The 18,313-nt window shown below is 42.0% G+C and carries 23 protein-coding genes; 5 read left to right on the top strand and 18 right to left on the bottom strand.

Annotation, left to right across the window (positions count from 1 at the left end):
* Positions 1 to 72 precede the first annotated feature (72 nt).
* From dacB to B2248_RS07280, 3 genes are all read left to right on the top strand, one after another.
* Positions 73 to 1,479 carry a D-alanyl-D-alanine carboxypeptidase/D-alanyl-D-alanine endopeptidase gene (gene dacB, locus B2248_RS07290; protein WP_273180345.1) on the top strand — a complete coding sequence of 469 codons (1,407 nt, stop codon included), beginning with the start codon at positions 73 to 75 and terminating at the stop codon, positions 1,477 to 1,479.
* A gap of 81 nt (positions 1,480 to 1,560) precedes the next feature.
* On the top strand, positions 1,561 to 3,219 hold the full coding sequence (gene ettA, locus B2248_RS07285) for an energy-dependent translational throttle protein EttA (RefSeq protein WP_273180343.1): 1,659 nt from the start codon (positions 1,561 to 1,563) through the stop codon (positions 3,217 to 3,219).
* 135 nt (positions 3,220 to 3,354) lie between these two features.
* Entirely contained in the window at positions 3,355 to 3,735 is a 381-nt protein-coding gene (locus tag B2248_RS07280; protein ID WP_273180341.1) for a hypothetical protein, read from the top strand.
* Here the strand turns inward: B2248_RS07280 and B2248_RS07275 are convergent.
* A complete protein-coding gene (locus B2248_RS07275) occupies positions 3,732 to 4,037 on the bottom strand; it encodes a hypothetical protein (protein WP_273180339.1) in 306 nt (101 codons plus the stop codon). The genes B2248_RS07280 and B2248_RS07275 overlap by 4 nt on opposite strands.
* A gap of 120 nt (positions 4,038 to 4,157) precedes the next feature.
* On the opposite strand from B2248_RS07275, the gene B2248_RS07270 reads away from it, so the two are divergent.
* Positions 4,158 to 4,532 (top strand): sirohydrochlorin chelatase, encoded by a 375-nt coding sequence (locus tag B2248_RS07270; RefSeq protein ID WP_007145131.1) that lies wholly within the window; start codon positions 4,158 to 4,160, stop codon positions 4,530 to 4,532.
* Positions 4,533 to 4,698: 166 nt separating this feature from the next.
* Positions 4,699 to 5,073: an Hpt domain-containing protein gene (locus tag B2248_RS07265; protein ID WP_007145132.1), complete on the top strand. Its 375-nt coding sequence runs from the start codon at positions 4,699 to 4,701 to the stop codon at positions 5,071 to 5,073.
* On the opposite strand, the gene B2248_RS07260 is transcribed toward B2248_RS07265, so the two are convergent.
* The 17 genes from B2248_RS07260 to B2248_RS07180 all read right to left on the bottom strand — a co-directional run.
* Positions 5,070 to 5,849 carry a TatD family hydrolase gene (locus B2248_RS07260; RefSeq protein ID WP_273180337.1) on the bottom strand — a complete coding sequence of 260 codons (780 nt, stop codon included), beginning with the start codon at positions 5,847 to 5,849 and terminating at the stop codon, positions 5,070 to 5,072. The two genes, B2248_RS07265 and B2248_RS07260, sit on opposite strands and share 4 nt — an antisense overlap.
* A 46-nt stretch (positions 5,850 to 5,895) precedes the next feature.
* The gene (locus tag B2248_RS07255; RefSeq protein ID WP_007145134.1) at positions 5,896 to 6,249 is read right to left on the bottom strand and encodes a PilZ domain-containing protein; all 354 of its coding nucleotides are present in this window, start codon (positions 6,247 to 6,249) and stop codon (positions 5,896 to 5,898) included.
* 12 nt (positions 6,250 to 6,261) lie between these two features.
* A complete protein-coding gene (locus B2248_RS07250; protein ID WP_273180336.1) occupies positions 6,262 to 7,224 on the bottom strand; it encodes a DNA replication protein in 963 nt (320 codons plus the stop codon).
* A gap of 2 nt (positions 7,225 to 7,226) precedes the next feature.
* Positions 7,227 to 7,856, bottom strand: coding sequence for a dTMP kinase (gene tmk / locus B2248_RS07245; protein WP_273180334.1), 630 nt, complete (start codon positions 7,854 to 7,856; stop codon positions 7,227 to 7,229).
* Positions 7,853 to 8,863, bottom strand: a complete 1,011-nt coding sequence (gene mltG, locus B2248_RS07240) for an endolytic transglycosylase MltG (RefSeq protein WP_273180332.1) — start codon at positions 8,861 to 8,863, stop codon at positions 7,853 to 7,855. Before mltG ends, tmk begins: the two co-directional genes overlap by 4 nt.
* 1 nt (position 8,864) lies before the next feature.
* A complete protein-coding gene (gene pabC / locus B2248_RS07235; protein WP_273180330.1) occupies positions 8,865 to 9,683 on the bottom strand; it encodes an aminodeoxychorismate lyase in 819 nt (272 codons plus the stop codon).
* A gap of 13 nt (positions 9,684 to 9,696) precedes the next feature.
* On the bottom strand, positions 9,697 to 10,938 hold the full coding sequence (gene fabF, locus B2248_RS07230) for a beta-ketoacyl-ACP synthase II (RefSeq protein WP_273180328.1): 1,242 nt from the start codon (positions 10,936 to 10,938) through the stop codon (positions 9,697 to 9,699).
* Positions 10,939 to 11,031: 93 nt separating this feature from the next.
* Entirely contained in the window at positions 11,032 to 11,268 is a 237-nt protein-coding gene (acpP, locus tag B2248_RS07225) for an acyl carrier protein (RefSeq protein WP_007145140.1), read from the bottom strand.
* Between the two features lie 141 nt (positions 11,269 to 11,409).
* Entirely contained in the window at positions 11,410 to 12,153 is a 744-nt protein-coding gene (fabG, locus tag B2248_RS07220) for a 3-oxoacyl-ACP reductase FabG (protein WP_273180327.1), read from the bottom strand.
* 1 nt (position 12,154) lies between these two features.
* The gene (gene fabD, locus B2248_RS07215; protein WP_273180325.1) at positions 12,155 to 13,090 is read right to left on the bottom strand and encodes an ACP S-malonyltransferase; all 936 of its coding nucleotides are present in this window, start codon (positions 13,088 to 13,090) and stop codon (positions 12,155 to 12,157) included.
* Positions 13,091 to 13,108: 18 nt separating this feature from the next.
* Positions 13,109 to 14,065 (bottom strand): beta-ketoacyl-ACP synthase III, encoded by a 957-nt coding sequence (locus B2248_RS07210; protein WP_414673468.1) that lies wholly within the window; start codon positions 14,063 to 14,065, stop codon positions 13,109 to 13,111.
* Positions 14,065 to 15,084, bottom strand: coding sequence for a phosphate acyltransferase PlsX (plsX, locus tag B2248_RS07205; protein ID WP_007145144.1), 1,020 nt, complete (start codon positions 15,082 to 15,084; stop codon positions 14,065 to 14,067). The genes B2248_RS07210 and plsX overlap by 1 nt, the downstream gene beginning before the upstream one ends.
* A gap of 13 nt (positions 15,085 to 15,097) precedes the next feature.
* Positions 15,098 to 15,277: a 50S ribosomal protein L32 gene (gene rpmF / locus B2248_RS07200; protein ID WP_007145145.1), complete on the bottom strand. Its 180-nt coding sequence runs from the start codon at positions 15,275 to 15,277 to the stop codon at positions 15,098 to 15,100.
* 35 nt (positions 15,278 to 15,312) lie between these two features.
* The gene (locus B2248_RS07195; protein ID WP_273180321.1) at positions 15,313 to 15,876 is read right to left on the bottom strand and encodes a YceD family protein; all 564 of its coding nucleotides are present in this window, start codon (positions 15,874 to 15,876) and stop codon (positions 15,313 to 15,315) included.
* A 27-nt stretch (positions 15,877 to 15,903) separates the two neighbouring features.
* Complete coding sequence (gene purF, locus B2248_RS07190) at positions 15,904 to 17,409, bottom strand: amidophosphoribosyltransferase (protein ID WP_273180320.1); 1,506 nt, start codon at positions 17,407 to 17,409, stop codon at positions 15,904 to 15,906.
* 19 nt (positions 17,410 to 17,428) lie between these two features.
* Positions 17,429 to 17,920: a CvpA family protein gene (locus B2248_RS07185; protein ID WP_007145148.1), complete on the bottom strand. Its 492-nt coding sequence runs from the start codon at positions 17,918 to 17,920 to the stop codon at positions 17,429 to 17,431.
* Positions 17,921 to 18,028: 108 nt separating this feature from the next.
* On the bottom strand, positions 18,029 to 18,313 hold a 285-nt coding region (locus tag B2248_RS07180; protein ID WP_286722593.1), incomplete at its 5' end, for an SPOR domain-containing protein.

Here is an 18,313-nt window from a genome sequence, read left to right as displayed (position 1 = left end):
ATTCCCTTCCCCACTTGAATATCTGCACCGACAGCGCTCACAATGCGTCATTCACTCTATCAGGATATCTGCATGCTCAAACGTCTAGTCACATTACCTGCCTTGCTTGTGTTGTTCAGCAGCTTTAGCCTGTCTGCAGCGACGCTAACGGTTGATGGCTTAGCCAATAAAAACACACCTAAAGCGACCGATGTTGCCTTTCAGCTAATTGATATGAAGACAGGGAAAACACTGGTAGCTCAACGCGCTGATCAATTACAGCCTCCCGCCAGTTTGCAGAAATTAGTGACCGCATTAGCAGCAAAACTGTACCTTAAAGATGACTTTCGTTTTGTTACACGTCTTGAACGTCATAAGGATGATGTGATTGTTCGGTTTAGTGGCGATCCTGACTTCAGTTCTGATGATTTAGATGCCTTATTTCAATCACTTCGCTCCAGCCAATCCGTTATCAAAGGCAATATTTATATCAATGGATCGATATTTGATGATTATGAGCGTGCTATCGGATTGCCCTGGGACAATCTGGGTGTTTGTTACAGCGCCCCCTCAAGCAGTATTTCTATGGATAAAAACTGTGCTACTGGCAATTTATACATCAAACCAGGTGCCAGCAAACCCTCGGTTTTATTGTCAGCAAAAAAACCGATTCATATCGATACCTCCACATTACAAATCATCAAAACCAAACCGACCAGCGATGACTATTGTCAGATGAAGTTATTAGCTGACAATAAAAATCACTATCAGATTGGTGGCTGTATCCATGAGTCTTCCCTGCCGGTTAAATTAAAATTCGCCCTGCAAAACACCACCGCTTATGCAAAAGCTAATATTGAAGATGCATTAAAAAAAGCCGGTATTCAGTTTAAAGGGAAGATAGTCAGGGATGACAATAAAACCGGAAACGTGATTACCGAACATCAATCAGCGCCGTTAGACACTCTGGTCAGGGATATGCTTAAACATTCCGATAATCTTATTGCTGACAATATCTTAAAAACCATAGGTCATGTGTTTTATAAACAGGCAGGCAGCTATGAAAATGGCATCTCAGCGTTACAACATATCCTCAAACAACAAGCGAATATCGATTTAAGTCATGCGATGTTAGTCGATGGTTCAGGTTTATCCAGAAATAACAGACTGTCCGTAGAACAATTGATACAAGTCGTGTCGTATATTTTCAAACATCCCGAATTAGGCTTAATAAATGACCTTCCTGTATCCGGTGAAAGTGGTACGCTGGCGTTTCGCAGCAGTGTTAATAAACCACCATTAAAAGGTCAGATACAAGCAAAAACCGGCACACTGTATGGCACGTACAATCTGGCAGGAAAGATTCGTACAAAGAGTAATCATGATTTATTGTTTGTACAGATTGTCACCAATTTTCATCCTGCCGATGAAAAACAGTCTCGTTGGCCAGTAATGAAATTTGAAAAGTCGCTATATGAGTCGATTTATCAACGTTTCTAATGGAGTCACCTCTCGCAATTTAAGGCCGAAATAGGTAGAATTTTCGGCTTCTTATCACGTCAAATTCTTGGAAAGTTAACCATGGCTCAGTACGTATATAGTATGAATCGGGTGGGCAAAATTGTTCCGCCAAAACGAGAAATACTGAAAGATATTTCTTTATCCTTTTTCCCTGGTGCAAAAATTGGGGTGCTTGGTCTTAATGGCTCGGGTAAATCAAGTTTACTCCGGATTATGGCTGGCATCGATCAAGACTATATTGGTGAAGCACGACCAATGCCGGAACTGAATATCGGCTACTTACCTCAAGAACCAGAGCTTGATGATAGTAAAACTGTTCGTGAGGTCGTTGAAGAAGCGGTCTCTGACGTCAAAGGCGCACTGGATGAACTTGATGCTATTTATGCTGCTTATGCCGATCCAGATGCTGACTTTGATGCGCTAGCCAAAAAACAAGCAGAACTTGAAAATCTGATTCAGGCAAAAGACGGTCATAATCTTGAAAATGCTCTAGAGCGTGCCGCTGATGCCTTACGTCTTCCAGCATGGGAGACGCCTGTGTCAGTCTTATCTGGCGGTGAACGTCGCCGAGTGGCATTGTGCCGTTTATTACTCGATCATCCTGATATGCTCCTGCTTGATGAGCCTACCAACCATTTAGATGCAGAATCTATTGCCTGGATTGAACGCTTCTTACAAGAATATCCAGGTACTGTTGTTGCTATCACCCATGATCGCTACTTCCTTGATAATGCGGCTGGCTGGATTCTGGAACTGGATCGTGGTCGTGGCATTCCTTACGAGGGTAACTATTCTTCCTGGCTTGAACAGAAAGATCAGCGTTTGCAGCAAGAAGCAAAAGAAGAAGCTTCCCATCAAAAAGCGATTAAAGCGGAGCTGGAGTGGGTCAAACAAGGTGCTAAAGGTCGTCAGACTAAATCTAAAGCCCGTTTGAAATCATTTGAAGAAATGAATTCGCGTGAATTCCAAAAACGTAATGAAACACAGGAAATCTATATTCCACCTGGTCCACGTCTCGGCGATAAAGTTATCGAACTGAAAAATGTCACGAAGTCGTATGGCGAGAAATTGTTATTTGAAGACCTGAGCTTATCCATTCCTGCAGGTGCTATCGTCGGTATTATCGGCCCTAATGGTGCGGGTAAGTCGACCTTATTCCGTATGATTTCAGGTGAAGAACAGCCTGATTCTGGAGAGATAGAAATCGGCAGCACTGTTGAGTTGGCTTATGTGAATCAGTCACGTGAGCTGGATGGTAAAAAAACAGTATTTGAAGAAATTTCTGATGGTGCTGACATTATCACTGTCGGCAATTATCAAACTCCATCACGTGCTTATTGTGGCCGTTTTAACTTTAAGGGCTCTGATCAGCAAAAATTTGTTAAAGACTTATCGGGCGGTGAACGTAACCGATTGCATATGGCAAAACTGCTCAAGTCTGGTGGCAATGTGTTATTACTCGACGAACCGACCAACGATCTTGATGTGGAAACCTTACGGGCACTTGAAGAAGCCATTCTGGCCTTCCCTGGCTCTGCGGTGGTGATATCGCATGATCGCTGGTTCCTGGATCGCATCTGCACCCATATCATTGCCTATGAAGGTGATTCATCTGTCGTCTTCTTTGAAGGTAACTACAGTGAATATGCGGAAGACTACGCAAAACGTTTTGGTAAAGATCATCAACCAGAACGTATCAAATATCGTCGGATAGGTTAAAAAATAAACTGCCCGTGTCTACGTAATGCACGGGCAGTATTCTGGCTATTGAATTATAAAATGACAGAATCTTTTTTCATGATGCGTATGTCTAAGTGATGAGATGATAAGTAACATAACTGTGATACCCACGCTATGAAAAAAGCCCAAATAGCCCGCTTAAAATTGCGCTGTCCAATCACGCTGGGTCGCCAGCATGAAATCAATATACCCTCAGGCTGGTTCGATCTTGTCTTCACCATGTGTGCGGCTATTGAAGATGAAGCACAAGCTATCAATAAAAAACATCGTCAACGTATGTTCTTACCGAGAATCGTTTTTATTGAAGAACATCAGGGAAGAATCATTTGTGACGTGATTAATGGCACCAAAGATATTAGTGAGATTATTAAACAGGCACAAATGCGCTCTGCAAAATCCTGCATGAGCTGTGGTGACGAAGGTAGTCAGTTCCGCTTAGGCAGAAATCTTGTCACCCGCTGCCATAAGCATCGTTCAAGTGAAATGCACTATTAATGATCTTTATGTTGTAAGCAATTATCATAAACCGCTTGTTCTACCTGCTCTTCTGTTTGTGACTCAGGAAACGTAAATGCGAGGTTTATCGCCAAATCAATCACTTTGAAAAACTCTGTATGCATAAACTCTGGAGGTGTCGCTTGTTGCATCTCCCCCATGGTTTTGCCCTCTAAACGTTGTGCAAAATAATCTCCAGTTAAACTCGAAATCTGCAAGCATTGTTTATCAGGCTCGTCTTCAGCTACAACAACTGCAGAATATAAAACTAGCAATAATAATGTCTTGATATAGTGTTTCATCACACCCTCTCTGTACGAACAACATGAGTACTAGGACTTCTAAGTAACGAATTAATTTCTTCACAGAAATTTTTAACCCGCTTATTGATAATATGTTCGAATTAAATATCAGGAAATAAAATGAAAGCATTACTAATCATTGCTCACGGCAGCCGCAGGCATCAATCAAATGATGAAGTGACAAATATTGCTAAGCAAATCAGAACATGTGAAGAGCATGATTTTGATATCGTAGAATCTGCCTTTCTTGAGTTAGCGGAGACCTTAATTCCAACTGGTATAGAGCGCTGTATAAAATCCGGTGCAAAAGAAATTATCGTAGTGCCCTATTTTCTGAATTCTGGTACTCATGTGACTAAAGACATTCCTGAAATAATCTCTGCTCAGAAGTCACTTTATCCGGACATCAACATTACACTGACTCGGCATCTAGGTGCTTCACCTGTCATGCTCGACTTAATCTTGCAGACAGCATCAGATACCGTGATAAATTAAGATGTCAGCCAAGTTCATCCAATATAGTACTTTTGCAGCGCCGTTAATAATGCATCGTAATGCGGGCTACGCTAAATAACCTAAGATGGTATATTAATATCATCAAAGGATATCTGTTTTAACCATAATAAATCATCTAAACAAGCTCAAAATAAAAGGGATGACAATGGAGAGAGAGCGGTTTAACACAGTATGGGATCGTGATGGAAGTCTGAAACGACTACTAGGGGATGAAGCACTTCTGCAAAAAATGTTAGTCATGTTCCAGCAAAGTAACACGCAAACTCTAAGCGATATTTCGCTCGCTATAGAAAAAGATGACTATCAAGCTGTTAAAGGCCTTGCTCATAAATTGAAAGGAAGTGCATCCGCTATCGGCGCTCCCAGAGTTGTCGAAGATTGCGTGATCATTGAAAGTGCAGCTGAGCATGAGAATAACGAGACTATCAGACAGACTTTCACACAGTTGCAGCACGATATAAATGGAATACTGGCGGTTATCGACAGTTACCTAAAGACGACTCCATCATCCCCCACCTAAACAGAGGCTATTGCTGAAGGGAAAAGCTGCTTAAAATTACGACTTGTTACTTGCGCAATGTTCTCAACACTATCACCTCTCAGTTCGGCGAGAAACTCAGCGACATGTTTTACAAAAACAGGTTTATTAGTTTTGCCACGATGAGGAACAGGTGCCAGATATGGTGCATCTGTTTCAATTAAAATTCTGTCTAAAGGTAATTTTTTGGCAACTTCTTGCAGGTCCTTTGCACTTTTAAACGTTACAATGCCCGACAAAGAGATATAGAAACCAATATCTAAAGCGCGTTGAGCCGTTTCCCAATTTTCAGTGAAACAATGGATGATGCCACCGGCATCACGGGCATTTTCATTTTCGAGAATCGTCATCGTATCTTCACGCGCTTCACGTGTATGAATGATTAACGGTTTTTGGGTTTGTTTCGCCGCTTCGATATGAACTCTGAATCGATCGCGCTGCCATTCCAGCTCACCTTCACTTCTAAAGTAATCTAAACCCGTCTCGCCAATGGCAATCACTTTGGGGTGATTGGCTTCAGCAATTAAAGCATCGACGCTATATTGCTCATCAGCCTCAACATTTGGGTGAATGCCTACACTAGCACTGACATTAGAGAAATTTTCAGCAATATGTTTAACATCAAGGGAGCTTTTTTTGTCTATGGCAATGCACAGAATATGATCAATACCTTGACTCTCTGCTTCACTGACTATGGCATCAATGCCACCCTCTTCGTCTGCCAATAAGTTAAGGTGACAATGTGAATCAATATACATAAAACAATAACAACTTAAATAAGGAAAGGAATCGGATAAAAGCCAGTTACATAGTGTAAGTGGCTTTATCAGACTTAAGTTTATCTACTAAATAATTCTCAATTTTGCCTCTAACAACAGAAGCACTTCCATCAATATCACTGAAATGCACACCAATACCTGCAGCTTGGTTTCCTTGGGCTCCCCGCGGAGTAATCCAGACAATCGTGCCAGCAACAGGTAATTTTTCTCCTTCATCCATCAGTGATAACAGGATAAACACCTCTTCTCCCAACTGATAACTCTTTGTTGTCGGGATAAATAGCCCACCATTTTTCACATAGGGCATGTAAGAATGGTAAAGCATATTTTGATCGGTAATTTTTAGTGACAAAATGCCTTTTCTTGGATTAGAAGCCATCGTATTACCTGTTTATTGCTGATGTTGTTGAATCTGACTAGCATGCTGCATAATCGTCACCATCAAATCTTCCATCAGTAAGGTTTTATTTAGATTATTCTGTGAAGATAGTAACTTCATTGTATGGATGATGCAATCTGAAATCCCCCAGTAATGCTTGATTAATGCAGGATCAGGCATTTCCTGTTTATCCAATAGTGATACTAGCTTGGTTTGTATCATTGCCTGTTGCTGATGTAATACAGACATCAGGTCAAAAGACTGCCACTGAGCAGAGAGTTGCACTGGATTAGCCTTGCATCGCATTAATGCTGCCATGCCACTAAATACACTCTTGCTCTGTTCAATCCCTTCTTCACCAATTGTAAGCGCGGCCAAAGGCGCTCCATGTGCCAGATTGAGCAATGTAGTTAAATCTTGTTCAGATAAGTCACTGTGTTGTTTGAGCCAGTCTATAGCGATACTACGATCAGGCGTTGATACAGAAATTGTCTGGCATCGACTTTTAATCGTAATGGGTAACTTTCGCATCGATGCAGCAACCAGAATCAGTGTGGTGTTTTCTTGGGGCTCTTCAAGTAGCTTTAACAGACTGTTAAAAGCATTTGTATTCATCTGGTCAGCATTTTTGATAATGACTGTTTTTGCCGACGAAATTTTTGGCATCAACGATTGAACATCTTTCAACTGACGGATTTGATCTACTTTAATTTGTTTACCTGCTTCTTCAGGTGCAACAACGCTATGATCCGGATGACTTTCTGCTGCATATAGTTGGCAGCTATGACACATACCACAGCTATCAAAGTCCTCAGTAACGCTTAAACACAAAAGACTTTTTGTCAGCTCACTAGCAAGTAAATCGTTATCTAGTCCGTGTATGCCATGAATAAGAATGGCATGTGGAATACGTTTCGCCTGATAAAGTGAAACAATATGCTGCCAAGGTGTTTGATGCCAGGGATAGAGTGACATGGTCATACTGATTGAAGTAGCTTGTTTAATGATATAGACACTTGCTGCTGAATATTATCAATAGACTGACTGGCATCAATAATTTGAATTCGCTCTGGTTCATTCACCGCTCTATCCAGATAGCATTGACGAATTTTCTCAAAAAAGTCTGTCTTTTCTTGTTCAAAACGGTCTTTTTCTAAAAGGCGTTGATTAACCCGCTGCTGACCAATCTGAACAGGTAAATCAAATAACAAGGTTAAATCTGTTTTTAGCCCATCCAAGGTCCAATCAGACAAAGACGATATACGTTGTTCATGAATACCTCGCCCACCTCCCTGATAAGCAAAAGTCGCATCAACAAAACGGTCACAGACAACCCACTTTCCAGCCGCCAGAGCAGGTAAAATTACCTGCTTGATATGTTCAGCTCGTGCAGCGAACATGAGTAATAATTCTGTATCGTCACTCATGCCGTCTTTTCTTGGTCGCAACAATAATTCACGAATTTCTTCGCCTAAGGGCGTACCACCGGGCTCACGTGTAACGATAACTGATTTATTGAAATTCTCAAGGTAGCTTTTGATGAACTGGATTTGTGTAGATTTCCCTGCACCTTCGATACCTTCAACGCTAATAAATTTACCTGTCATTTTTTTAATTGATACTTTCTTACGGCTTTATTGTGATCGGCCAGATTAGATGAAAAAATATGTCTACCCTCTGTCCCTGTCGCCACGAAATACAAACTATCTCCACTTGCAGGATGGAGGGCGGCATTAATAGATTCCCTACTCGGTAAACAGATAGGCGTGGGTGGTAAACCACTGCGTGTATAAGTGTTATAGGGCGTATCTGTTGTCAGATCTTTTTTACGCAGATTACCATCGAAATTTTTTCTGATACCGTAAATCACCGTTGGGTCAGTTTGCAAACGCATCCCTTTTTGTAAACGACGGACAAACACTCCGGCAATTTCAGGTCGCTCATCTGCTACAGCGGTTTCTTTTTCAATAATAGATGCCATGATTAAGGCTTCGTATGGTGATGTATAGGGTAAGTCTTTTGCACGATATTCCCATGCATTCTCCAACACCTCATGCATTTGTTTGTTCGCACGTGCTAAAAATTCAATATCTGTTGTATCTGTTGGAAAATGATACGTTTCAGGTAGAAACCAACCTTCACCGTTTTGATCAGCTTGTCCTAACGCTGCCATCACAGCGGCCACATCCGGATTTTCTAAGGTATGTTTTATTTTAACGTTAGCTGAGACCATATCCACCAGGGATTGTGCTGTCATACCTTCTACAATGGTCATTGAGTTCATAATGACCTTGCCTGACACTAATCTGTTAAGTACATCCGGTAAGGTATCGTCAGGTAAAAGTTGATATTCGCCTGCCTTGATTCTGCTTGCTGACTCGTTAGCCCGTCCATATAACTGCAGATAGATGGGAGAGATTGAGGTGATATTACGCTCATACAACTCCTCACTGATTCGTTTCAGATTACTGCCTGGTGTAACAATAAACTGAACGGGTTCCGAGATATTCAACGGTGTCGTCATGAAGCGATTATATTGAATAACAATATAGGTACATATGCCAGCGGCGATAAGCGCTGGAAGTAGTGTTTTGAGTAACAAATTATTTTTCATGTCAGCTTTCAGCAGTATCCAATGCCTTTTGAATTCTTTTTGTTATATCCCCATGGGGCCATTGTTTATTCGTACCATGCAGAGCAGTCACTGGCCATACCCTGATAAGACTATTCGTGACAAACACTTCATCCGCTTGATAGAGATCATCCAATGTTAATGTGACTATCTCATGAGGTATATCTAAAGTACAGGCTAGTGCCAATATGCGCTCACGCATGACGCCTTCGATACCACAGCTATTCAGATTTGGAGTGAATAAACAGCTATCACTGACCATGAATACATTGCTCATTGTTCCTTCAATAAGTTCATCGTCATAGTTCAGCATTAATCCTTCAGCAATATCTGCTGAATCCCATTCATTTCTAGCAATCACCTGCTCCAAACGGTTTAAATGTTTGATTCCCGCTAATAATGGATTTTTTGCCAAACGCGTCGAACACAGTTGGACAGTAATACCTGATTGATGATTGAGCGGATAATCAGGCAAAGGGTGAAAAGAGATGATGCGTTGAGGTGTTGAGTCTTTAGGTGGTTTATACCCTCGTCCGCCAGAGCCTCGAGTGAGGATAATTTTAATAACACCTTCACCGGATATTTGATTGCAAACAATAAGCAACTCTCGCTCTAATGCTGCTATATCATTAAAGTCTATCTGCAGACGTTTACAACCTCGCAACAACCGCTCTGTATGTTCTTTGAGGTATTCTAGCCTACCATTTCGAAATGGTATCGTTTCGAACAGACCGTCGCCATACTGAAGGCCACGGTCTGCTACTGATAGCATTGTTTCCGGTTGACCATTTATCAGAATCACCGGCTTACTCAGCTTAACTTAACTTTTTAAATATAACAGTACCGTTAGTGCCGCCAAATCCAAATGAATTTGACATTGCCACGTCAATTTTCATTTGTCTTGCCGTATTGGGTACATAATCAAGATCACATGTTTCATCCTGATTATCGAGATTGATAGTAGGTGGTGCAATCTGATCTCGGATAGATAAGAGGCTGAACACAGCTTCTACACCGCCTGCTGCACCAAGCAAATGGCCAATCATTGATTTGGTCGAGCTGATCGCAACATTATTAGCAGCATCACCCATCGCTTTTTTGATGGCTTGGGTTTCAGCAGCATCGCCTGCTGGTGTTGATGTACCGTGCGCATTAATATAGTCGACTTCATCCGCATTAATGCCTGCGTCTTTCATCGCGTTTACCATACAACGAGCCGCACCTTCACCGCCTTCAGATGGCGATGTCATGTGATAAGCATCGCTACTCATGCCTGAGCCAACTAACTCAGCATAAATTGTGGCGCCACGTTTTACGGCATGTTCATATTCTTCCAGCACAATCACGCCAGCACCATCACCAAGAACAAAACCGTCACGGTCTTTATCCCAAGGACGACTAGCAGCAGCAGGGTCATCATTGCGTGTAGATAAAGCGCGTGCAGCAGCAAATCCACCTAGCCCTGTTTTAGATGTAGCCATTTCAGCACCACCGGCAATCATGACATCCGCATCACCGTATTGAATCATACGACCAGCCGCTGAAATGCAGTGTGTTCCTGTTGAACACGCTGTCACGATGGCTGTATTAGGACCTTTCATACCGTACATGATCGATAAATTACCTGAAATCATATTGATAATGTTACTCGGTACGAAAAATGGGGAAATCTTGCGAGGTCCACCACTTAAATAACTGTCATAACCAGACTCAATGCCGGGTAAACCGCCGATACCTGAACCAATGGCTACACCAATTCGTTCAGCATTCTCATCAGTCACCACTAAACCAGAATCTTCAATCGCTTCTTTAGCTGCGGCAATACCATAATGGATAAAGGTATCCATTTTTTTAGCATCTTTTTTTGGAATTACGGTTGTGACATCAAAGTTTTTGACACTTGCACCGAAGCGAACACTAAATTCTGAGACATCAAACAAGGTCAGCGGTGCAACACCACTTTTACCTGCAACAATATTTTCCCAGCTTTCTTTTACCGTTAGTCCAACTGGAGTAACAGCACCAAGGCCAGTAACGACAACGCGTCTTTTAGACATCAGGTTTTCCCCTCAAACCTACAGGTATACATGACATAGCCGCCTAGCATGCTTTCACACACTAGACGGCTATCATAAGCGCTTTTGATTATATTAAGACTGATGTGCGTTAATATAAGAAACAGCTTCTTTAACTGTAGTGATTTTCTCAGCTTCTTCGTCTGGGATTTCACATTCGAAAGCTTCTTCCAAAGCCATAACCAACTCTACTGTATCCAGAGAGTCTGCGCCCAGGTCGTCGATAAATGAAGCATCCGCAGTTACTTCATCAGCGTTGACACCTAATTGTTCAACAACAATTTCTTTTACGCGAGCTTCGATATCACTCATAACTAATATTTCCTTTGGTGGTTAATACATCAAACAATGTGCAGGCATTTTATAGTGCCTGCACCATTGAGACAAGCTAAATGGCGATCACCTTGCTTGACTCAAAAATAAAATTCTTAATTAATAATCACTTAGCGATTATTAACTCATATACATGCCACCGTTGACATGTAATGTTTCTCCCGTTACATAACCGGCATTCATACTCGCCAGATAGCTCACTGCAGCAGCAATCTCTTCTGGTGCACCCAAACGTTTTACAGGCACTTGTTCAAGCAGTGCCGTTTTATGTGCTTCTGGTAAAGAACTGGTCATATCCGTATCAATAAAGCCTGGTGCGACTGTGTTGACAGTGATACCTCGAGTACCCACTTCACGAGCCAAAGACTTACTAAAACCAATGACCCCAGCTTTTGCTGCAGCGTAGTTAGTTTGTCCAGCATTACCCATTGCACCAACGACTGAGGTAATGGTAATGATTCGTCCCCAACGAGCTTTAGTCATCGCTCTAAGGCAACGTTTACTCAGCTTAAATATTGGTGTCAGATTGGTGTTGATAATGTCATCCCACTCTTCATCTTTCATACGCATTAATAAATTATCACGCGTAATACCAGCATTATTCACCAGAATTTCTGGTGCGCCAAATTCGTTTTCTATGGTAGTGACCACATTATCAATGGCATCGGCATCAGTAACATTAAGAACGATACCACGCCCATTAATGTTCGCCTCTTTAAGAAAATCAGTGATTGTTGCAGCACCGCTTTCAGAGGTTGCTGTACCAATCACTGTAGCGCCTTGCTCACCTAAACTAAGTGCAATAGCTTTACCAATACCACGTGTCGCTCCAGTCACCAGAGCAATTTTTCCATCTAAGCTCATTCTATTCTCCTAATGCTTGCTGAGTTTTTTCAAGCGTCGCTATATCAAATAAAGGTAATGCGGTAAGAGACTTATCAATACGTTTAGTCAAACCAGCTAAAACTTTACCTGGTCCACATTCCACAATGTGATCTACATTTTGCGCGGCAAGCCACTGAATAGTTTCGACCCAGCGAACCGGGCTATATAATTGTTGCGCCAGCAATGATTTAATAGCATCTACATCGACAGCAGATGTCACACTCGCATTATGAATAACGGGTGTTGTTGGCATCCGGATGTCTATTTCATTGAGTTTATTAGCTAATTGCTCTGCGGCTGGCTGCATAAGTGCACAATGTGATGGCACGCTTACTGGCAATATCAGAGCACGTTTAGCACCTTTATTAGATGCTATTTCAGTCGCCTTTTTAACCGCTTCGGCAGACCCTGCGATAACGACCTGTCCAGGCGAATTAAAATTTACTGCCTCTACAACGCCGGCGGCTGATGCTTCATTACACACCTCGCGTACCACATCATCATCCAACCCCAGTATAGCGGCCATCGCCCCTTCGCCAGCAGGCACAGCTTGTTGCATATATTGGCCACGTAATTCAACCAGCTTGACTGCATCAGTAAAATCGATTGCATCGGCGGCCACAAGCGCCGTATATTCACCGAGACTATGACCAGCGAAATACGCCGGTTTTATATCTGAAACTGATTGCCAGACACGCCACATAGCAATACCAGCAGTCAACATTATTGGCTGAGTACGATCAGTTTGATTTAAGAGTTCTTCAGGACCATTAGAGACCAAGTTCCAGACGTCATAAGCTAAGACATCTGAAGCTTCTTGGAATGTTTGTTTTACGAGGCTGTATTCTGCTGCGATCTCAGCGAGCATACCTACAGATTGAGATCCCTGACCGGGAAAGACAAAAGCTGATTTCATTCATTACCCCTGAATATATCAGTACTGAATAAGCGCTGAACCCCATGTAAATCCGCCACCAAAGGCTTCAAACAATAAAGTTTCACCACGTTTTATACGACCGTCACGAACAGCAACGTCGAGGGCTAAGGGAATAGATGCCGCTGAGGTATTGCCATGTTTATCAACAGTGACAACCACTCTATCCATCGACATCTGTAACTTTCTTGCTGTAGCAGCAATAATACGAATGTTAGCCTGATGAGGAATAAGCCAGTCAACAGCAGTTTTATCCAGCTGATTGGCTTCCAATGTTTCATCAACAATGCTGCTAAGGGTTTTTACTGCAACCTTAAAGACTTCATTACCTTGCATATCGATATAAGCAGAATCATCAGTAGCATCCGAACCTGGGCCTGCTGGCACCTGTAATAAACTGCTGAAACTGCCATCGGAGTGAATATGCGTAGAAATAATGCCAGGTTGTTGTGATGCCTGAAGAACGACTGCTCCAGCACCATCCCCAAATAATACACAAGTATTTCTATCTGACCAGTCAATAATACGCGAGATGGTTTCTGCACCGACCACTAGAACATTTTTCACACCACCTGCTTTAATGAATTTATCAGCAATGGTCAGTGCATATACAAATCCAGTACAAACAGCTTGTACATCAAATGCCGGACAACCAGCGATATCAAGTTTCGCTTGTAATAATGAGGCTGTACTTGGAAATATTTGGGTAGGTGTGGTGGTCGCAACGATAATGAGATCAATCTCATTATTCGTGATTCCGGCAGCTTCAATGGCTTTAACAGAGGCTTGGTATGCAAGATCTGTTGTGGTTTCGTTCTCGGCAGCAATATGACGTTCTTTTATTCCCGTCCGATCAGTAATCCATTGGTCACTGGTTTCGACCATAGACTCAAGATCATGATTGCTGAGTACTTTTTCTGGCAAATAACTGCCAGTACCCGCGATACGAGAATACATCACAATACTTGTCCTTCCAGCAACACTTCCAGGTGTTTAGTTATATTTTTTGGTACATCCTTAGCGGCTTCGATAATCGCAATATTGATAGCGTTAGCGAAAGCAAACTCATCGGCACCACCGTGACTTTTAATCACGATACCTTGCAAACCAATCAGGTTTGCACCGTTATAGGCACGGGGATCTAACTCATTACGGAAATGTTTTAAGACAGGTGAAGCAATTAAACCTGCTAATTTAGTGAGCCAATTACGCGAAAATGATTGCCGTAAATAATGACGAATCATATGAACGACGCCTTCGCTGGTTTTTAGAGCAACGTTACCGACAAAACCGTCACAAACAAGCACATCGGCTTCACCATGGTATAAACCATCACCTTCGACATAACCGATGTAATTAAGATCAGTCTGCTCTAACAGGCGTGATGCTTCTTTTACCCGTTCATTACCTTTTATCTCTTCAGAACCGATATTGAGTAAACCAACTTTAGGTTTGTCTTTACCATCCACAAGTTCAGCGAGAACAGAGCCCATTAAGGCAAACTGGACTAAATGTGCAGCACTCGAATCAACATTTGCCCCCAAGTCCAGCACATAGGTATGTCCTTTCATTGTTGGTAAAGCTGAAACGATAGCCGGTCTTTCGATACCTGGTAATGTTTTTAGTACAAATCTGGCTGTTGCCATCAATGCACCAGTATTACCTGCACTTACGCAAGCGGCTGCTCGCCCCTCTTTAACTAAGTTAATCGCTACACGCATAGAAGAATCTTTCTTCCCGCGTAATGCTTGCGATGGTGACTCATCCATCTCTACTTGCTGTGAAGCATGATGAACAATTAAGCGGGGTTCGTTATCTACATTATTTTTTTGAAGGTGAGAATGAATTGTTTGTTCATCACCGACAAGAATTAATGTGACATCCGGATGTTTTTTTAATGCTGATATGGCAGCGGGGATCACGACTTGAGGTCCGTGATCCCCGCCCATTGCATCAATTGATATCGTCAGGCTCAATTGTTTTTATGCCTTATTCGCTTTTATCCGCAACAACTTTACGACCACGGTAATAGCCATCAGCTGACACATGATGACGACGGTGTAATTCACCAGAAGTTGAATCAACAGATAATGTTGTTTCGGTTAAGGCATCATGTGAACGACGCATTCCACGACGTGATGCACTTTTTTTGTTTTGTTGAACAGCCATGACTAAAAACTCCTAAGCCTTTTAAAAATTCAAAATTATTTTTTTGATTTCAATGCAGATAATACTGCGAACGGAGATGCCTGTTTTTCAGGTTTCTCCCCTACCTCTTCGTCCCCAGATTGCCATACCTCTTTCGGCAAACAATCAAAATCATGTTTAGGCACTAGGGGAAGTGCCAAAATTAACTCATCTTCCACAACATCAGCAGGGTTCACAAACTCCGATTCATCAATTATCCAAGGCTCGTATTGCTCAGATAATTTACTGACTAAGCGTTCATGTTTTACCAAACCCAACAATGTTTCTATTGTTATTGGGTAAAGCAGCTCTCCCATACAACGCTCACATGTCATCGACAACTCTGTGACAAACTGACCCTGCATATAGGGAGTCCCGATTTGATCAATATCAAATCGCATCTTGACCTTAACCGTACCCGCATCATTGAAGAGAGAGGGTTTCAAACGTGACAAAGATGTCAGTTCAATTTCCCCTTCAAGCTCTCGCCCATTATGAGCAAAACGAAACGGATCTATTTCTTTTGGCAATTGCTGGTGCATAATCGACGGGATTATATAAGAAATATCGAAAAACAGCAAAGTGGATACGTATATGGCTTCATAATCTTAATTGTTATGTAGCTCAATTACAGCATTATTTTTATCAGATGTCTGTTTACTGAGGTCATTTCGCATCGCATCGATGTAATATAGATAATTGGCATCAATATCTCCCGTGATGTACTCCCCATCAAAACAAGAGGTATCAAAGCGTTCAACATCGCTCTTTTTATTAATAGCTGAGACCAGATCTGGCAGATCCTGATAAACAAGCCAATCTACGCCAAGTTCCTTGGAAATTTCTTCGACACTTCTGTCATGTGCCACAAACTCATTTGCAGATGGCATATCGATACCATAGACATTCGGGAAACGAACCGGTGGGGCTGCTGAAGCCAGATAGACTTTATTAGCGCCCGCATCTCTTGCCATCTGAACAATTTGCTGTGATGTTGTGCCACGAACAATAGAGTCATCGACTAACAGTACATTTTTCCCTCTAAACTCCAAATCAATCGCATTTAATTTTTGACGGACAGATTTTTTACGCATGGTTTGACCAGGCATAATAAACGTTCTGCCTATATAGCGATTTTTGATAAAACCTTCTCTATACACCACGCCTAGATCGTATGATAACTGCAATGCAGCGCTACGGCTTGTATCTGGAATCGGGATAACCACATCAATATCATGATCCGGAAACTCACGTTTAATTTTATGGGCCAGTTTTGTCCCCATACGCATCCGACTTTTGTGAACAGAGATGCCGTCCATCATAGAATCAGGTCTGGCAAAATAAACATATTCAAAAATACATGGCGACTTGATGGGATTATCAGCACACTGTTGAGAATAAAAGTTGCCTTTTGTATCAATAAAAACACATTCACCTGGCTCAATATCACGAACTAATTCATAGTCCAGGATGTCAACAGCGACACTCTCAGAAGCCACAACATATTCAGTCCCCTGCGCTGTTTCACGTTTGCCAATGACAGCTGGGCGAATACCGTATGGATCACGAAAAGCCATGACACCAACACCAGAAATCATCGCAACAGCGGCATAAGCGCCTTTACAACGACGATGCACTTGAGCAACGGCTTTGAAAATGTCTTCAGGCAGTGGTGTCAGCTTAGAACTATTTTGTAATTCATGAGCCAGCACATTGAGTAGCACTTCAGAATCAGAATCAGTGTTGAGATGACGACGGTCCGTCTGGAACAATTCGTCTTTCAATACTTTTGTATTGGTTAGATTGCCATTATGTGCCAGAGCAATACCAAAGGGTGAGTTCACATAAAATGGTTGTGACTCAGCTGAGGTTGAACAACCTGCAGTGGGATAGCGAATATGACCAATCCCCATCTTGCCTTTAAGACGAATCATATGACGGGTGTGGAAAACATCTTTAACGAGTCCATTATCCTTACGTAGGAAAAACTTGCCATCATCGTCGCAAGTCATAATTCCAGCAGCATCCTGTCCTCGATGTTGCAGTACGGTCAATCCATCATATAAGGCCTGGTTAACCTCAGAATGACCCACAATACCAATAATTCCGCACATAGTTTGCCCTGTCAGGAAGTTAATTGTAGTTGATATGTTGAGCGATATCTGCTGGTAACAGATCACGCACCCAAACCGCTAGTTTGATGAAATGCTCTAGCAAGATAGAGTTTTGCCACCAACTGTCTGCTGGCATTGGTGTCGCACCAGCAGCTAGAACCAAGATAGTGACAATGGCGACACCTCGTATCAAACCAAAGATAATACCCAAAGCACGGTCAGTACCGGTAAGCCCGGTTTTTTCAACAACTTGAGATATTAGGTGATTGACCATAGCGCCAAGAATCAATGTCACTGCAAATAAGACAAAAAAAGCCAGAAATAATCGTATGGATGGAGTCGATATATAGTCAGCTAATAAGGTAGACAGATTCGAGTAAAAAAGTATGGCTACCCAGAAAGCTAAAATCCAACTAGCTAATGAAAGCACTTCTTTCATAAAGCCCCGGACGATACTGATAGCGGCCGACAAAAAAATCAGACCTATTATCAGATAGTCAACCCAAACCATAGTTACCCCGCAACGAGCTGCGATCTAAACCGTGAATTTTAACAGATTAACCAACAACAACCCAGTATTTTTACAGTTATATTTCATTGTCTGTTTTAGACACAAAGATTAAGGTTGATATTGCAAAATTTGCGTAGATAACTTGAGTTTCTCGCTGAGCATTTTTGCTGTTTTTTCTAATTTATCGCGATCTGCCACAGGCTGTAGACGAACACGGTAAATCGGGTTTTTATCCGTTTTCACAATTTCAATTAATGGATTGTATCCCATGGACTCCAGTTCTTTTGATAGTGCATCTGCATTATCACGTACGCCAAAGCTGGCTAATTGTAAAACCCATAAAATCTCATTTTTTTGTTCTGCAGCCTTTTCTGGAGCTGGAGCTGGAGCTGG

The organism is Methylophaga sp. UBA2012, assembly GCF_002335235.1.
GTDB lineage: Bacteria > Pseudomonadota > Gammaproteobacteria > Nitrosococcales > Methylophagaceae > Methylophaga > Methylophaga thalassica.
The sequence above is the reverse complement of the archived record's forward strand: the minus strand, read 5'-3'. Positions and strand labels throughout refer to the sequence as shown.

Bases quoted from the DNA above. Each gene is read 5' to 3' on its own strand.
- purF (WP_273180320.1), bottom strand. From the start codon at position 17,409: ATGTGCGGAATTATTGGTATTGTGGGTCATTCTGAGGTTAACCAGGCC.
- B2248_RS07185 (WP_007145148.1), bottom strand. From the start codon at position 17,920: ATGGTTTGGGTTGACTATCTGATAATAGGTCTGATTTTTTTGTCGGCC.
- B2248_RS07250 (WP_273180336.1), bottom strand. From the start codon at position 7,224: ATGTCACTCTATCCCTGGCATCAAACACCTTGGCAGCATATTGTTTCA.
- B2248_RS07270 (WP_007145131.1), top strand. From the start codon at position 4,158: ATGAAAGCATTACTAATCATTGCTCACGGCAGCCGCAGGCATCAATCA.
- mltG (WP_273180332.1), bottom strand. From the start codon at position 8,863: ATGAAAAATAATTTGTTACTCAAAACACTACTTCCAGCGCTTATCGCC.
- B2248_RS07265 (WP_007145132.1), top strand. From the start codon at position 4,699: ATGGAGAGAGAGCGGTTTAACACAGTATGGGATCGTGATGGAAGTCTG.
- acpP (WP_007145140.1), bottom strand. From the start codon at position 11,268: ATGAGTGATATCGAAGCTCGCGTAAAAGAAATTGTTGTTGAACAATTA.
- rpmF (WP_007145145.1), bottom strand. From the start codon at position 15,277: ATGGCTGTTCAACAAAACAAAAAAAGTGCATCACGTCGTGGAATGCGT.
- B2248_RS07280 (WP_273180341.1), top strand. From the start codon at position 3,355: ATGAAAAAAGCCCAAATAGCCCGCTTAAAATTGCGCTGTCCAATCACG.
- B2248_RS07255 (WP_007145134.1), bottom strand. From the start codon at position 6,249: ATGGCTTCTAATCCAAGAAAAGGCATTTTGTCACTAAAAATTACCGAT.
- ettA (WP_273180343.1), top strand. From the start codon at position 1,561: ATGGCTCAGTACGTATATAGTATGAATCGGGTGGGCAAAATTGTTCCG.
- tmk (WP_273180334.1), bottom strand. From the start codon at position 7,856: ATGACAGGTAAATTTATTAGCGTTGAAGGTATCGAAGGTGCAGGGAAA.
- fabD (WP_273180325.1), bottom strand. From the start codon at position 13,090: ATGAAATCAGCTTTTGTCTTTCCCGGTCAGGGATCTCAATCTGTAGGT.
- fabG (WP_273180327.1), bottom strand. From the start codon at position 12,153: ATGAGCTTAGATGGAAAAATTGCTCTGGTGACTGGAGCGACACGTGGT.
- B2248_RS07210 (WP_414673468.1), bottom strand. From the start codon at position 14,065: ATGTATTCTCGTATCGCGGGTACTGGCAGTTATTTGCCAGAAAAAGTA.
- fabF (WP_273180328.1), bottom strand. From the start codon at position 10,938: ATGTCTAAAAGACGCGTTGTCGTTACTGGCCTTGGTGCTGTTACTCCA.
- dacB (WP_273180345.1), top strand. From the start codon at position 73: ATGCTCAAACGTCTAGTCACATTACCTGCCTTGCTTGTGTTGTTCAGC.
- B2248_RS07275 (WP_273180339.1), bottom strand. From the start codon at position 4,037: ATGAAACACTATATCAAGACATTATTATTGCTAGTTTTATATTCTGCA.
- B2248_RS07260 (WP_273180337.1), bottom strand. From the start codon at position 5,849: ATGTATATTGATTCACATTGTCACCTTAACTTATTGGCAGACGAAGAG.